The 15284-nt window shown below is 37.9% G+C and carries 11 protein-coding genes; 6 read left to right on the plus strand and 5 right to left on the minus strand.

The window, feature by feature from the left end; genetic code table 11:
• Positions 1-19: 19 nt before the first annotated feature.
• The 3 genes from addB to LY28_RS09870 all read right to left on the minus strand — a co-directional run bounded on the left by addB (position 20) and on the right by LY28_RS09870 (position 6276).
• Complete coding sequence (gene addB / locus LY28_RS09860; protein ID WP_110462017.1) at positions 20-3463, minus strand: helicase-exonuclease AddAB subunit AddB; 3444 nt, start codon at positions 3461-3463, stop codon at positions 20-22.
• A 32-nt stretch (positions 3464-3495) separates the two neighbouring features.
• Complete coding sequence (locus LY28_RS09865) at positions 3496-4446, minus strand: CPBP family intramembrane glutamic endopeptidase (RefSeq protein WP_110462018.1); 951 nt, start codon at positions 4444-4446, stop codon at positions 3496-3498.
• 132 nt (positions 4447-4578) lie between these two features.
• Entirely contained in the window at positions 4579-6276 is a 1698-nt protein-coding gene (locus LY28_RS09870; RefSeq protein ID WP_110462019.1) for a flavin monoamine oxidase family protein, read from the minus strand.
• A 191-nt stretch (positions 6277-6467) separates the two neighbouring features.
• On the opposite strand from LY28_RS09870, the gene LY28_RS09875 reads away from it, so the two are divergent.
• Both LY28_RS09875 and LY28_RS09880 read left to right on the plus strand, forming a co-directional pair.
• Complete coding sequence (locus tag LY28_RS09875; protein ID WP_110462020.1) at positions 6468-6749, plus strand: hypothetical protein; 282 nt, start codon at positions 6468-6470, stop codon at positions 6747-6749.
• A gap of 169 nt (positions 6750-6918) precedes the next feature.
• Positions 6919-7338 (plus strand): CBS domain-containing protein, encoded by a 420-nt coding sequence (locus tag LY28_RS09880; protein WP_110462021.1) that lies wholly within the window; start codon positions 6919-6921, stop codon positions 7336-7338.
• A 67-nt stretch (positions 7339-7405) separates the two neighbouring features.
• Here LY28_RS09880 and LY28_RS19740 read toward each other — a convergent pair whose 3' ends face one another.
• Positions 7406-7558, minus strand: a complete 153-nt coding sequence (locus LY28_RS19740) for a hypothetical protein (protein WP_340162540.1) — start codon at positions 7556-7558, stop codon at positions 7406-7408.
• Between the two features lie 447 nt (positions 7559-8005).
• Between LY28_RS19740 and LY28_RS09890 the strand changes: the two genes are divergently transcribed.
• From LY28_RS09890 to LY28_RS09900, 3 genes are all read left to right on the plus strand, one after another.
• Positions 8006-8515, plus strand: coding sequence for a ferritin-like domain-containing protein (locus tag LY28_RS09890; protein WP_110462022.1), 510 nt, complete (start codon positions 8006-8008; stop codon positions 8513-8515).
• Between the two features lie 446 nt (positions 8516-8961).
• Positions 8962-10671, plus strand: a complete 1710-nt coding sequence (locus LY28_RS09895; RefSeq protein WP_165835544.1) for a putative bifunctional diguanylate cyclase/phosphodiesterase — start codon at positions 8962-8964, stop codon at positions 10669-10671.
• A gap of 274 nt (positions 10672-10945) precedes the next feature.
• On the plus strand, positions 10946-12706 hold the full coding sequence (locus tag LY28_RS09900; RefSeq protein WP_110462024.1) for a putative bifunctional diguanylate cyclase/phosphodiesterase: 1761 nt from the start codon (positions 10946-10948) through the stop codon (positions 12704-12706).
• Positions 12707-12755: 49 nt separating this feature from the next.
• Here the strand turns inward: LY28_RS09900 and LY28_RS09905 are convergent, their stop codons facing one another.
• The gene (locus LY28_RS09905) at positions 12756-13262 is read right to left on the minus strand and encodes a flavin reductase (RefSeq protein WP_110462025.1); all 507 of its coding nucleotides are present in this window, start codon (positions 13260-13262) and stop codon (positions 12756-12758) included.
• A gap of 285 nt (positions 13263-13547) precedes the next feature.
• On the opposite strand from LY28_RS09905, the gene LY28_RS09910 reads away from it, so the two are divergent.
• The gene (locus LY28_RS09910; protein ID WP_165835545.1) at positions 13548-15266 is read left to right on the plus strand and encodes a putative bifunctional diguanylate cyclase/phosphodiesterase; all 1719 of its coding nucleotides are present in this window, start codon (positions 13548-13550) and stop codon (positions 15264-15266) included.
• Positions 15267-15284: the final 18 nt, after the last annotated feature.

Here is a 15284-nt window from a genome sequence, read left to right on the forward strand (position 1 = left end):
TAAGTACTTCCGTACAGAATTATTTTTCCTCTGATTGAGTCATCAGCTTCCAGACAGCTTCATCCTCCTTGTCATGCAGCACGATAAAGCTATTTTCCTTCTGTGCAAGGTCAAATTGACACACAGATGAATAGCTGCAAAATTGGCATGAGGTTATTTTTTTCTTTTTATATGGCTTAATCGGAACCTGTCCTTTCATCAATTCGGAGCAGATGTCCTTAAGCAGCTTTTTCACGTATGTCCTCAGCACTATAAACTGATCAAGGGATGCTGCCGACGATCTTCCCAAGACATTGTCCTTGTTTATTCTTGCAGGAATAATCCTTGAGCTTCCTTCAATTGTATTGTCCATATACTTTATCAGCTGTACGTCTGCCAGCAGCAGTCCTTTCATTTTAAGCTTTTTTATTATGGCTGCTTCAATTTCCTCTGGAGTGGATATTCCGCTGCAGCTTATTATAGGGTCATCAATTTTAAAATAAAGCATTCCTGCCGGATAAAACTTGCTGTTCTCCTGCTTTTCAGCATTCTCCCACAAAGCGTCCAGATAAGTTATCAGCTGCATCTGAAGCCCGTAATACACATCGGAAAGCTTGAAGTCCTTATTTCCCGATTTATAGTCAACTATTCTCAAATATGTTCCGTCCTCTGTTTTCAAGGCATCTACCCTGTCAATTCTGCCTGTCAGAGTAACCTTGTGTCCAGATTCAAGCTCAATAACAACCGGCGGATAGCTTCCTCCTTCACCGAAATCAAGCTCATAGCCCACAGGTTCAAAGCTGCACATTCGTATATGCTCTGAAATAAGCCATACAGACCTTGTTACAACTCTTTTAAGCCTCAGGGCCAAGGCCTTGAATCTTTTTGAGCCTCCCAGAATCGTATTTTTCATCCCCTTAAGAAGCTCATCCACTATTATGGATATCTGTTCCGCACACCAGTCCTTATCAAAAGCTCTCCACGAGATATTCTGCTCCTCAAGCATTTTTGAAAATTTTTCAATCACCGTATGCATAAAGGTTCCTACATCCGGAGGACTCATCTGATATATTTTTCTCTCTTTGGCACCCAAGCCGTACTGTATATAATAGGCAAAGGGACAGGAGATATATTTTTCAAGCCTTGATACACTTGAGTAAGCATTGCTTCCATACAATTCCCTGATTTTTTCAGTATCTACAGGCAAGGCTATGTTTCTGTATTTCAAGGCGTTGAGCATCATGGCACATCTTTCCTTCCAGTCCGGCTGACCGGAAAACCATGAAAATACATCAATCCACATCCCGCTGATGTCCATCCCGTCATTTTTCTGTCTCAAGGCCGAAACCAATTGGTTGAATACAGGAGCGGGTGCTGAGACAGCTTCGATTTGCCGGCGCATTGTCACCGGCTTCTGGAGATTACTTTTTTCGGAAATTTGGGGGAACAGCTTTTTCATTTTTGAAATGATTGAGGAAGGCCTCATGGTTTTCCCTTCATGATCTGCAATAGGCCAGCTCAGGCGCAGAAACCTCCCGGGTGTTGTCAAAACCCTGTAAATAAGCTGCTGCTCATCAAACACACGGGATTTTGTATCATTAGCCAGTTCAATACCCTTTTTACTTAGGGCCGCTCTGTCTCCATCAGTCAAAATTCCTTCGCTCATTCCGGAGGAAGGAAATATTCCGTCATTTGTTCCAAGTACGTATAGTGCCTTGATTTCATGACTCTTTGAATGTTCGGCGCTTCCTACGAGAACCTGATCAAGAGATGCCGGTATGGAAGAAATCTTATATTCCTCCAGCCCTATCTTTAAAGTATTTGTAAATCTTTCAAGTCCGAAGGCTTCCTCCCCCATCACTTCAACTGCCTGATCAAAAACATCCATTAATATATTCCAGACCTGTTCATATTCATTAGCCAGCCTTAGCAAGCCATCACGCGTGAACTGCCGTATCTGCTCTTCAATTCTGCCTTGAACACCTATTTCAACCAAATAATCATACAGGCAGGCGCAAATGTCCGAAGCCTTGTTTCTGCCCTTTATTCTTCTTCTGAAACGTAAAAGCGGCTCACATATTTCTTTGCGCGTTTCATTTATCTCTGTTAGCAGCCGGTCATTTTCAGCACTCTGCCTTTCCTCGGATACAAGCTCCGGGCTTATTGTCCAGTCTGTATTCTGAGTCCAGCGCTTGCCTCTTATACCGCAGGCCAGAACATAATTTTCAATTCTGTCTATTTTTGTCTCATCAATTCCGGTCAGCCCTGATTTTAAATAGCGAAAAACCGTTTCATAGGACCAATTTTCTATAAAGATATCAAGCATGGCTAAAACCAATCTTACCAGAGGATTACCGGTTATTTCTTCTTTTGAGTCAATAAAGCATGGTATTCCGTATTCTTCAAAGATTACCTCTATCAGACTTTCGTAGCCCTCAAGCTTTCTGGTTACCACCGTTATATCCTTATACCTGAGACCGTTGTCACGGCACTGCCTGATAATATCCCCGGCGCATTCCTCAATCTCCGAATATATATTTACCGCTTCAAAGAGCTCAATATCTTGTGTGGGCTTGCGATAACAGCTGTATGGATATGTATAGAAATTTGCCTCAAGAAAGCCTAGCTCTTCACTTTCTATAAATCTGGGAGGCTTTGTGCCATTAAGTCCGATTGGCGGAGCAACTGAAACTGAATTGTTCCGGGCTATATTCATAAACTTCCTGTAGGACCTTTTGGCAGATGAAAATACATCTGCCTGATCGGTAAAGCCCTCATCCTCCAAAACATCAGTGCCTATTGTAATGGTAAGCCTGTCCGCTTTTTGCATAAGTCTTGAAATTACGGCATATTCCTGCGGAGTAAAGCCTGAAAACCCGTCAATCCAGATATCTGCATTGTCATACATATCCGTTGCATCCAGCTTATTTGCCAGAATAGTCAGTTCATCATCGGCATCTCTGTATCTTTTTGAAAGCATATTTTCAAACTGGGAATAAATTAATTTGATTTCACCCAGCTTCCGGCTTAAATAGCTATCCCCATTGAGCTCTTTCAAAGCAGTATCAAGATTATCGGGATGAACATCGTATCTTTTCAGCTCTGTAATCAGTGCTGAAACAGTGCTTACAAAGCCCTTGCAATTTGCCGGCTTATGGAAAACAGCAAATTCATCCTTATTTTTATTCAATATCTGATATATAATCATGCTTTTGCCGGCAGGATGAATATGAGGATATGTTATTCCCCCCACTTCGTTAAGAACTCTGTATGCCATTCTTCGAAAGCTGAGGACCTCTGTTTTAAGGATTCCTCCCGTTTTCAGAACATTTATCAGATCTCGCTCTGCCTGCAGGGTATATTGCTCCGGGACAAGCAGCACTAACTTTTTGGAATTATCTTCAATAAGCTTTGATTTTATCTGATTCAAGCAATGAAAGGATTTTCCGGAGCCGGCTCTTCCATATATAAATTGAAGGCTCATAATTTACTCCTTTATATTTGGCATTTGTTACATCAGCTTACTGTCTTATCAAGCAGCTTCCTTTTTTCGGATATAAATGCCGCGGTAATTACATAAAACAGAGCACCGGTAATTATTGCCGATAAAAGCGAACTGCCCGGCTCAAATCTCGATGTATAGAATATGGTATTTGTAGGCAGCGCACCGTCAGGATACCCTACAATCAAAAAGCATATCAGATTATTGACTGTGTGGGCTCCCATAGCTGCTTCAAGCGAATTTGTTTTTATTGTTATTAAAGCCAGCATTGCCCCTACCGCAAAATAGTTCAGTAGCATGCATATTGTACTGGGTACCCCCAATTTGTTTGATGCGTATACCTCAGGGTTTGCCAGATGCGGCAATGTGAATAAAAATCCGGATATCAATGAAAGAACAACCCCATTTTTTATTTTAAGTCCAAAGCTTTGAATTACATAGCCTCTGAACACCAGCTCCTCAGTACAGGCTTGAAGCGGAGTCATTATTAGGATTACAGGCAGAGCAATCCAGAATCTTGAAGAATCAAAGGTCATTGAATATGTTTCCGGATAAATAAGGTAATCCAAAGCTGTTCCTGCTAAAAGAAGGGCTCCATACACAAAAAAGCCTGTAAAAAACCTGCTCCTCTTTACCTTGGGCATCGTTGTTATAAGCGTGATAAAAGGTCTGTAATGAATATACCTTACTGCAATAAACACACCCAAAAGCATTAAATATATGGATAAATTAGTAAGTATATATGTTGGCAAGGGTGACAGATATTTTTCCAAAAAAGCCATTGAATCCGTCATAGAAACGGCATCAAACAAAGCCTCCCTATTAGTAAGAAAAACATAAACCAACGGAACAGAAATTATTATTGAACCGATAAACAAATAAAAATATAATATTACAGATACAGAAGCCACAAATCTGGAAGGTTTGATATTCCCCAGCTCAGCCATTTGTTCATATTTTGTCATCTTCAGGAAAACCTCCAAAAAAATATCTTTTAAAAATAACAGCTCCTTTTATTATAGCATTCTCTGAAAAAATTTAAAATCCCTTTGGAGGTCAAAAACATTAGTATAATTAATCTTGCTTACAGCAGCAAACTAGAAAGCTGTGTGTCTCCTGTTCAAGAAAGCCAGAGCATTTGCAGCCTCCATACCGCTTTTCAAGGCACCCTGCTGCCAGCGGTGCAGTGCCGACACATGCTCTCCCGCAAAGAAAACCCGGTTATTGTATTCAGGAAGTGTCATTTCCCATGAAAACAGCTTTTTCTGCCCGGGTGTAAAGTAGCAGAAAGCTCCTCTGAACAAAGGATCATTATCCCATACCTGAGACTTGGAAGCCGTTACAACGGAATCAAGAGTTCCTTTTCTCAGGCCATGCACCTCTTCAACATTTTGCTTTATTTTTTCAATTCTGTCGTTCTCGGTCATATTCCCCAACCGTACCGCATCCATATTAAAATTATATGATGCCAGAAGCACTCCGGGTTCTGCTTCAGAAGGCTGTTTGTTATTATCGGAGGGATACCAAATAGTAGTTATCGGCAAATCCGTATAAGAGCCTCCTCCGAATATACCCTGTTCCTCCCAGAATTTTCTGCTGCAATTTAAAATTGTCTTCTGGGCATTGCCATAAGTCACTTCTTTAATCGCCTGCATTTTTCGGCTGCTGAACATAGGCATTATATCCATTGTCCTCAATACCGAAAACGGAACTGTGCATACAACATAGTCAAAATTTTCATACTGAGTGCTATTTTTCTGATTGTCTTCAAATGCCAATGTGACACTTTCCCCATCTGCCTCATTATAAATGCCCTTCACGTAATTTCCGGCTTTCCACCTGATATCGCCAAGCAGCTCCTCAGGAATACCGGGATAGTATTCTGCCGGCTGCTTACTTATGAAGGATTTATAAAATGCCTGCGGCAGATTTACCATTCCGCCTTTTATCTGATACAAGAACCAGAAATTTACCGGAAAATATTCCTGAACCATATCCACAAAGCTATGATATAAAAATTCTCCTCCGATGGGAAAGAGATTTGCCAAAAGATTTATTGCACCCTGACTCAGCTTCATCCATTCAAACATCTGCCTTGTGCTCAGACTGTCCCAGAATAATAATTGCCTGCTGTAGGACGGTTTGACCTGAAGGATTTCTTTTCTGACCTTCGAAGGAGCCTTCAGTACAGGTGCTTCAATTCCGTAATAGCCCAGCTCCTGCCATGGAGTCCCGGACTCCCAGGGCGAGAGGTTATAACCGGGGTATATATACTTCATAACATTTTCCCCATAAGGATCATTGCGTACTCCCGTTTGGTGCAAATATATAAAGGCCTTGGGGTCTGTCTGGATAAAAGGCTCTGTGGCAAGCTTAAAAAGCTTGATATAATGCCATACCGTCTCATGATTTACCGGAATACGCATAGCTCCAAGCTCACCGTACAGCTTCCTTTCCCTATCAAAATAATATGTATATACCCTGCCTCCTATCCTGTCTCCTGAAGCCTCAAAGATTGTTATATCAAAGCCCAGCTTTCTCAGCTCAAACGCAGCAGACAAACCCGCCAGACCTCCTCCTATAACTCCTACACGCTTGCCCTTGAAGCTGCCGGGGGAAGAAACAGAGGTTATTTCCTCCGGAGGCGACATTGCTTTAAAAATATTTTCATAGTCCTCCGTATGACAGGTTCTGTAAAGTGCGTAATAAGCCATTATATTTCTTTCTTCATCTGTGGGATTATCCGGCTGCGAAGGTCTCGGCGCATTGGAATAAAGAAGCTTAGGACAGATCATTATTTCTCCACCTCATAAATCTCGGTCATTCTAATCATATATTATGAGCTGCGAGTTAAAAATGTTATTTTTTCCGTTTATCACCTTTGGCTTGTTGATTTTTTAATTAACGCATATTTTCGGGAATAATTTTTTAACATCAGGCTATTATAAAGATGAATATAATAAACGGTTTATTGGAGGAATTCCATATGAGTGAATCAGGCTTAGTCTGTCCCTTATGCGCAAGCACAAGCTTCTGTGTAAAATATGAGGCTACCTATGTTTATTCTTATCTTATTGATTCTGATGCTCCGGGCATAAAGAACACAGAGGAATTTCTTCCGTTTCTGTTTGACAGCCGGGAGCAAAAAGAAACAAAGCAATTTATAGAATGCGGAAAATGCGGTGCTAAATTTAATTGTTACTTTAATCAATGGGACAATAAAATAGATATAACAGATTTACAGTCCGCCTTGAAAAAACAGCCGTAATAATATCCTTCCGATATTTTATCATGCGGGGCCTTGAACCATAATTGATTTTGAGTACAGCTCTTCTTCACAAAAGTATATGTACGGATTTTTCCACGTGTCATTTTTACTTATATGGGAAGTATAATATTGTATTTCTAAAAATAATTACGAAAGAGGTTGATGCATAATGAAAGTAAAAGATATTATGACTAAAAATGTGACTTATGTCAATCCGGCCACAACTGTTACAGAAACAGCACACCTTATGCAGATGCATAATATAGGAGCCATTCCTGTATGTGACCAAAGCGGCGTAGTAGGGATAGTAACCGACAGAGATATTGTTGTCAGATCTGTTGCCCCCGGCAAAAATCCTCAGATGACTGCCGTTAAAGACGTTATGACAGCAGGCGTATCCACTGTATCCCCTGAAATGGATATGAAAGAGGTTGCAAAGCAAATGGCCAGCAGTCAGATAAGAAGAGTTCCGGTAATAGACAATAACACCTTGGTTGGTATAGTAGCTCTTGGAGATGTGGCAGTCGATGCCAAATATGATACCGAAGTGGCAGATACTCTGGTTAATATTTCAAAGCCCACAAAATAATAGCATTCAGCTTAGCTCCCGTAGAAATAAGGCCGGATAATATACTATCCGGCTTCAATATACCATGCTATTCCTCTTCAAATAAAGGTGTTGAAAAATATCTTTCCGCTGTGTAGGGAAGCACCGTTACAACCGTTTTCCCTTTACCGAGCTTTTTAATCATATTGAACGCAGCTCTTGTTTTTATTGAGCTGCCGACGTTCAGCCCTTCAAATTTCACCAGTACTTCCGCACTCTCCGGCTATTCATATGATTCAGGCGAATAATAGGCGTATGTCCTATTGCTTCCAGCACGTTATTGCATATCATAAAACATTGCCCTTTCATGTTATGTAATAATACATATTATTTATAATTTGTAAAAAATGATATTTCAAAATACATACTGCTTATAACATTTCTTTAATCATTAAGCAAGTGCTTAAAAATATTTTATATGCGGCTCTTACCGGCTGGAAGCTCTGTTTAAAACCGGCTGTATCAATATGAGCATACAAATAACTATAAAAAAATCATACTCAAATATTAATAAGCATAATATTTAATAACAGCTTAATATTTCCACAATTCTTTGCCCAAATTGGCGTGGAGTCCGCTTGAAAAGCTCAAATAACAGAGTTTGTAAAAACATCCATGCTTTGAGCACAACGAAAGGAATGTTGTCAGTATGAGTTATACAAATCCATCAGGTCTGCCTCAGGGTACGGCAGATAAAATAACAAATAAGCTCAGACAGATTATTATTGCAGAAATAATAGCTATCAATGGATATCAAAGTCATATCGCCAACTCTAATATGTCGGATATCAATAAGGTTTGGCATCACATCCTTCTGGATGAGAAAAGACACTATTGTCAGGTTCTTGATTTGCTCAGAAAATATGACCCTGTCGAGTTCAAATATTCTGTAAACCAGCACGAAAGCACCTCCGGCCGTATTTCACAAATGCAGCTTTACAAGCCTGCCTATGATAAGCAAATTATTTTGAATAATCTTAGAGAAGACATAAAGGGTGAATTGGAAGCTGTTATACTTTATGAGGCGGAGTTATCCAATTTTTCCCAGAAAGACATCCGCACTGCTATCAAAATAATCATAGATGATGAAAAAGAACATACTGAGCACCTGTCAAAAACTCTTTTAAAATATGACAATGATTTAGCAGGCCTAAAATAGAAAAAAGGAAATTCAGGCAATATCAAATACAGTCCAAGAATGTCTTGAACTGTATTTTTTGTGCATAAAAAGTCAAATTATACGTAAAAATTCCTTACTTTTTTAACATTTTAATACACATTTGTATGTTTAGTGTTGAAGTTTATAGTCACTTTATGGTATTTTATAAGTATCAATAATTTTATTTGTTATATTTACAGAGGATAAATATAATTTTTAAATTTTTGCTTTCTTCATAAAGTCAATTACGTTTGAAACCTTCGCACGATAAAATATCTGAACGATATGCTTTCAATGCAATTTTGCGAAGGTTTCAATGCTTGGTTTTAAGAAGTTCTTGCTTCAGGAGGCTTCAGCCTCAAAACCGGGCTATCGTCCGATATTATTGAGATGATAGTAATTGACTATTTTAAGTTTGCATAATACAAATGCGGAGGACACATCTCATGAAAAAAAGCGAGTCAGCTCAAAAAAGGGTTAATAGAACAATATGTCTGGCAAATTGGACACTGGTTTTTCCTGTTTTACTATATTTATTTTTCCTTCTGGTTGCTTACCAGATAAATAATTTTCAGGTAACTATAAGAATAGGTGATGCTGTTATCCCTTATATTTCTCTGGGAGGAATAGTCTCTCAGTTTCAAATGCTTATTTTCATACTGATGGTAGTTTTTTACCGTAAACGCGGGTTAATTTCTTTACTGGCACTTTGCACTATTCAGGGCATCCTGCTTATAATCCCCATAATTACCGGCAAAGTTTATACTTCTATAGCGGGAATTGCCATATTAATATCAAGCACTGCTGTTTCAATATTGATTTATTTATATCTGGAAAAGTTGGATTGCAATCAGAATACAATTGTCAAATACGCATTTACAGACACTCTGACAGGACTGCCAAACCGAAGGGCATTTAATGACTATTTGAATCAGCTCATTTCAGATTACAATGATGAGGAAGATAAATTTGCTCTGGTAATGATTGATTTAGATGACTTTAAAAATATCAACGATTCAGTGGGACATGATTCAGGTGACGAAATATTAAGTGAAGTTGTCAGGCGGTGGAAAATTGTTCAGGGTGAAAATGATTTTATCGCAAGAATCGGCGGTGATGAATTTACAATAATAATGAAAAATTACAGTTCTGAAGAGGAATTGCAGCAAAGAATAAGAAAATACTCAACCGCGATATCAAGCAGATTCACTGTCAATATTAATTATTTCTATATTTCGGCAAGCTTTGGTGTGGCATTGTATCCCGAAGATTCAAAGGATTCTTCAGAAATATTCCGATATGCCGATGTGGCAATGTATCACTCAAAGAATAACAATAACGTTAATATCAGTATGTACAACCGTTCCATGACCGATACAATTGAAAATAATGTCACACTTGAACAGAAAATAAGAACGGCAATAGAAGAAAATAATCTATATTTTGTTCTGCAGCCGCAATACAATACTAAAACTAAAAAAATAAGAGGTTTTGAAGCTCTTGCCAGAATGAAAGACGAATTCGGAAACTATATCAGTCCCTCGTCTTTTATCCCCGTTGCAGAAAAAACCGGACTTATTATCAGTATTGATAACTGGGTTATTCGCAGCTCCATGATTTTTTTCAAAAAGATTCTTGAAATAACCAAGGAAAATTTAATGCTCTCGGTAAACATTTCTGTTTTGCATTTGTTAAATAAAGGTTTTTTAGACGAAATACAGCAGATGCTTGATGAAACAGGATTTCCTCCAAGCCAGCTTGAAATAGAAATTACAGAGTCAGTATTTATTTCATCAATGACAAAAGCCATAGAAACTCTGAATGATTTAAAAGAAATAGGTGTCTGCATTGCACTGGATGACTTTGGAACCGGTTATTCATCGCTGAGCTATCTGTCAAAGCTTCCCATAGATTTGCTTAAGATTGATAAATCTTTTATTGACGAGCTTCTTCTTAGTGAATCCGGAAGAAATTATGTTGCAGCAATAATTTCTATAGGCCATATTATGAATTTTTCAGTAATTTCAGAAGGTGTTGAAAGTCAAAAGCAGCTGGATATTCTGGCCAGCTTGGGCAGCGATTATATGCAAGGCTACCTATGGGGCAAGCCCATGCTTCCTAAAGATGTCGTGAAGCTTCTAGGAATATCTGCCTAATTGACAAAACCGGCTTTTTTCGCCTATACTTAAAATATCAATTTAAAACAATTTCATATTATTTATATTATAATACTTAAATTTACTGCAATATTACATACAGTCAGCATACCATACCTGCTACTACTTCTGAATTGTGCCACATTTGCTTATCCTGTCGTTATTACATATTTACTCTTTTTCTGCATTAAAAATTAAATATTTGATATGCCGGTATACCGCCACGAAAGCTTTACCAAATTTTTGTGCCGAGAACTCGGCGTCGGGGGTAAATATGAAACAAGATAATTCCGTTCATAAAGAATTTTGCAAAACAGTCCAATTTCCAATATGGACAATAGCTATTCCTATTAGTCTATATATACTGATAATCATATTTACAAATGTAATCAACCGTTATCAGATAAATATAAATATCGGCAATGTTAATATTCATTATATGTCGGTAAGCGGAATGCTGACCCAGCTGCAGATGTTCATACTCATTGTACTGATTATCTTTTACCGTAAAAAAGGGATATACACAGTCTTTACACTTTGCAGTGTACATTCTGTTACTTTAGTCTTTCCCATGATATTTGCCCATGCATATTCTTCCATAGCAGGATTAGCCGCAATGATTACAAGTATTGTTGTTACCCTTTTAATCTATTTGTACTTGAATAAACTGGACTGCAATCAAAATACAATAGCAGAATTTGCACTGACAGATACCCTTACCGGTCTTCCAAACCGGCGGAGCTTCAATGATTGCTTATTCGGACTGATATCGGAGCAAAACAATGAGCCCTGTAAATTTGCTTTAGTTATGATTGATATAGATGATTTTAAGAATATAAATGATTCGGTCGGCCATGATTCGGGTGATGAGCTTTTATGTCAGGTTGCCGAAAGGTGGAAAGTCGTTCAGAATAAGAATGATTTTATTGCAAGGCTTGGAGGCGATGAATTTACAATAATAATCGAGAATTATGGCTCTGATAACGAGCTGAAGCAAAATATATTAAAATATTCCAATGTGCTGTCAGATAGATTCATTGTCAAGGATAACTACTTTTACGTTTCGGCAAGCTTCGGTGTTGCCTTGTTCCCCGAACATTCAAAAGACTCGTCGGAAATCCTTCGTTTTGCAGATGCCGCCATGTACTATGCGAAAAATATCAGCGGCATGGATATAAGTGTATATGACCCGTCAATGACTGAAACAATTGAAAGCAATGTAAATCTTGAACAGAAAATCAGAACGGCTCTGGAAGAAAACAAGCTATACTTTGCATTACAGCCGCAATATGACACTAAAGCAAAAAAGCTGAGAGGCTTCGAGGCCTTAGCACGTATGAAGGATGAATACGGCAATCAGATTAGCCCTGCTTTGTTCATACCTGTGGCTGAAAAAACCGGCCTTATCACCGGCGTCGATAACTGGGTTATTCGTAATTCCATGCTTTTTTTCAAAAAAAAATTAATCAGAGCATATGATAATATCCTGCTCTCCGTAAATATATCCGTTCTGCACTTACTGAACAAAGGCTTTTTGGATGAAATACTGCAGATTCTTGATGAAACAGGCTTTCCTCCGGATAATCTTGAAATTGAGATCACAGAGTCAGTATTTATATCTTCCATATCAAAAGCAGTAGATATTCTGAAGGAATTAAAAAAGCTTGGCATCCGTATAGCACTTGATGATTTCGGAACGGGATATTCCTCACTTAGTTATCTGACAAAGCTTCCTATAGATATTCTTAAAATTGACAAATCCTTTATAGATGAACTTCTTGTAAGTGATTCCGGTAGAAATTACGTTGCTGCTATTATCTCTATCGGCCATATTATGAATTTTTCCGTCCTGTCAGAAGGTGTGGAAGTACAGGAACAGATAGATATCCTGACCAGCTTGGGCAGCGATTATATACAGGGCTATGTATGGGGTAAGCCTATGCCCCCCGCCGAGGCACTAAAGCTTGTAAGGCTGATTGAAAAGAGTCAATTACTACAGGCCGATGCAATCGGTTTTTCAGCCGGGAGTAATTGACTTATGGTATGTTGATTTTGCGCTAAGGCAGGAAAGCTGATTGAATTAATTATTCCTTCACAAGAACTTTTATTATCTCGGAAATATACATAGCATGATAATCCTTGTTAGGATACCACTTTTTATCATTTTCTTTTTCAATAAAATTTTCAGGTACCATTTCCCCGTGATATTGTTTTTTGCAGATAAAAATCATATCAGCTTCTTCAAAAGCAGCAGTTCCCTCCACAAAATATGGTGTTAAGCCGGCCTGCTTTACTTTGTCCCCTTCCCTGCCTGATACAGACCCGCATATATTTAATGCCTTTCTATAGGCTTCGTCATAAAAGGAAATGGTAAACAACTCATTTGAATCCACAAATTCTTTTGTATACCTTTGAGGACGTAAATATGTCGTTACAACATTTTTGCCCCACATAATTCCAACACCGCCCCAGCTGGCTGTCATTGTGTTGAATTTGTCCTCATTTCCCGCGGTGATCAGCATCCATTCCTTGCCTATCTTTGTAAACGGGTTAAATAATAATTCATCTGTCTTAACTTCCTTAAAGCTCATAATTTATCCTGCCTTTCCAAATATTATTCGTTTTAGTATATTTCATTTTATCATTAATATTACCATGCATCAAATTGTTTTATAAAATTAAGGCTAAAAATAAAAACATTTAAAATTTACCAATTTTAGTAATTTAATATTGAAATTTATTTGCATTTTTGTTATTGTATATTAAGGATGTATTTTGTCATTTTGTGTATTATTTTGCACAAGCAGAATTCATCGGATTATTTAAAGTGTTCCTTGTATTTTTCCGCCTCATTGAATATTATAGGAGTGTACCTTATGAAACAAAGTATTAAAAATAATAAAAGCTTTTCAGGAACGAAACAATTGCCAAAATGGACGATAGTAGTCTCAATACTTTTTTACTTTATCATATTATTTACAAATTTTCAAATTAATAAATTTGAGATATCATTAACAATAGGTGAATTTTCTATAAATTCTTTGTCCATAAGTGATATCTTAGGACAGCTGCAAATGTTTATTCTCATTGTAATGGTTATATTTTACCGAAAGCAGGGATTTATTACTGCTTTTATACTTTCTATCGTGCAAGAGCTCCTTCTTATCTTAACAATAATCATGTTTAATACATATTCGCCTGTTTCCGGTCTGGCTGCACAGATTACAAGTATCAGCGTTATAATTATAATCTATCTTTATTTAAAGAAGCTGGACATGAATTCAAAAATAATATCTGAATACGCAGTCACAGATGCACTGACAGGCCTGCCTAATCGACGTGCCTTCAATGATTATTTGTCCCTGCTTATTGAAAACTACGATTCCAAGGAGGATAACTTTGCAGTAGTCATGGTTGATCTGGATAATTTTAAAAATATTAATGATTCAGTGGGACATGATTCCGGTGACAATGTCCTTTGTGAGGTTGCCCAAAGATTAAAAATCCTACAGGACAAAAATGATTTTATTGCAAGAATAGGTGGAGACGAATTTATTATAATAATAAAAAATTATGGTACCATAGATAATCTGACCTATATTGTTAAAAGGTATTCGGATATAATTTCCAATAGGTTCATTGTCAGCAACAATTACTTTTATATCTCCGCAAGTATAGGCATTTCACTATTTCCCAAGGACTCGCAGGATCCTTCTGAAATATTCCGCTATGCGGATGCTGCAATGTATTACTCCAAAAATCATAATGATGTGGCCATAAGCATGTATAACCGCTCTATGACAGAAAAAATCGAAAATAATGTGGCAATGGAGCAGAAAATCAGGACAGCCTTGGATGAGGATTATTTATACTTTGTATTACAGCCGCAATACGATACTAAAACAAAGAAGCTGAGAGGCTTTGAGGCCTTGGTTCGTATGAAGGACGAGCAGGGCAATCACATCAGCCCGAATTTGTTTATTCCGATAGCAGAGAAAACAGGGCTTATTACCCGGATAGATATCTGGGTAATTCGCAATGCCATGCTTTTCTTTAAAAACATTTTGGCTGTATCTGATACGAAAGCAACCCTTTCCGTAAACATTTCTGTCCTGCATTTATTAAGTGCAAATTTTTTAGATGAAATAAAGCAGCTGCTTGATGAAACAGGCTTTCCCCCCAATCAGCTTGAAATTGAGATAACAGAATCAGTGTTTATCTTTTCAATGTCAAAAGCAATTGAAACCCTGACAGAATTAAAAAAGATGGGATTACATGTATCACTGGATGATTTCGGAACCGGCTACTCATCGCTCAGTTATTTGTCAAAGCTTCCTATAGATATGATTAAAATTGACAAATGCTTTATAGATGAACTTCTTCCGGGTGAAGCCGGGAAAAAATATGTTGCTGCAATTATTTCAATAGGACATATTTTGAATTTTTCCGTAATATCCGAAGGAGTTGAAAGTCAGGAGCAGCTTGATATTTTAACCAGTCTCGGAAGCGACTATATACAAGGGTACATATGGGGAAAGCCCATGCTTCCCAGTGATGCCGCAAAGCTTTTGGGAATAACCGAAGAGGTTTGTTGATTTCTATATTCAGAATAC

It is taken from the genome of Ruminiclostridium sufflavum DSM 19573, from assembly GCF_003208175.1.
Classification (GTDB): domain Bacteria; phylum Bacillota; class Clostridia; order Acetivibrionales; family DSM-1351; genus Ruminiclostridium; species Ruminiclostridium sufflavum.

What these genes read in the sequence shown, in the direction of transcription:
- LY28_RS09900 (WP_110462024.1), top strand. Translation starts at nt 10,946, where the DNA reads ATGAAACAAGATAATTCCGTTCATAAAGAATTTTGCAAAACAGTCCAA.
- LY28_RS09895 (WP_165835544.1), top strand. Translation starts at nt 8,962, where the DNA reads ATGAAAAAAAGCGAGTCAGCTCAAAAAAGGGTTAATAGAACAATATGT.
- LY28_RS09875 (WP_110462020.1), top strand. Translation starts at nt 6,468, where the DNA reads ATGAGTGAATCAGGCTTAGTCTGTCCCTTATGCGCAAGCACAAGCTTC.
- LY28_RS09890 (WP_110462022.1), top strand. Translation starts at nt 8,006, where the DNA reads ATGAGTTATACAAATCCATCAGGTCTGCCTCAGGGTACGGCAGATAAA.
- LY28_RS09905 (WP_110462025.1), bottom strand. Translation starts at nt 13,262, where the DNA reads ATGAGCTTTAAGGAAGTTAAGACAGATGAATTATTATTTAACCCGTTT.
- LY28_RS09870 (WP_110462019.1), bottom strand. Translation starts at nt 6,276, where the DNA reads ATGATCTGTCCTAAGCTTCTTTATTCCAATGCGCCGAGACCTTCGCAG.
- LY28_RS09865 (WP_110462018.1), bottom strand. Translation starts at nt 4,446, where the DNA reads ATGACAAAATATGAACAAATGGCTGAGCTGGGGAATATCAAACCTTCC.
- addB (WP_110462017.1), bottom strand. Translation starts at nt 3,463, where the DNA reads ATGAGCCTTCAATTTATATATGGAAGAGCCGGCTCCGGAAAATCCTTT.
- LY28_RS09880 (WP_110462021.1), top strand. Translation starts at nt 6,919, where the DNA reads ATGAAAGTAAAAGATATTATGACTAAAAATGTGACTTATGTCAATCCG.
- LY28_RS09910 (WP_165835545.1), top strand. Translation starts at nt 13,548, where the DNA reads ATGAAACAAAGTATTAAAAATAATAAAAGCTTTTCAGGAACGAAACAA.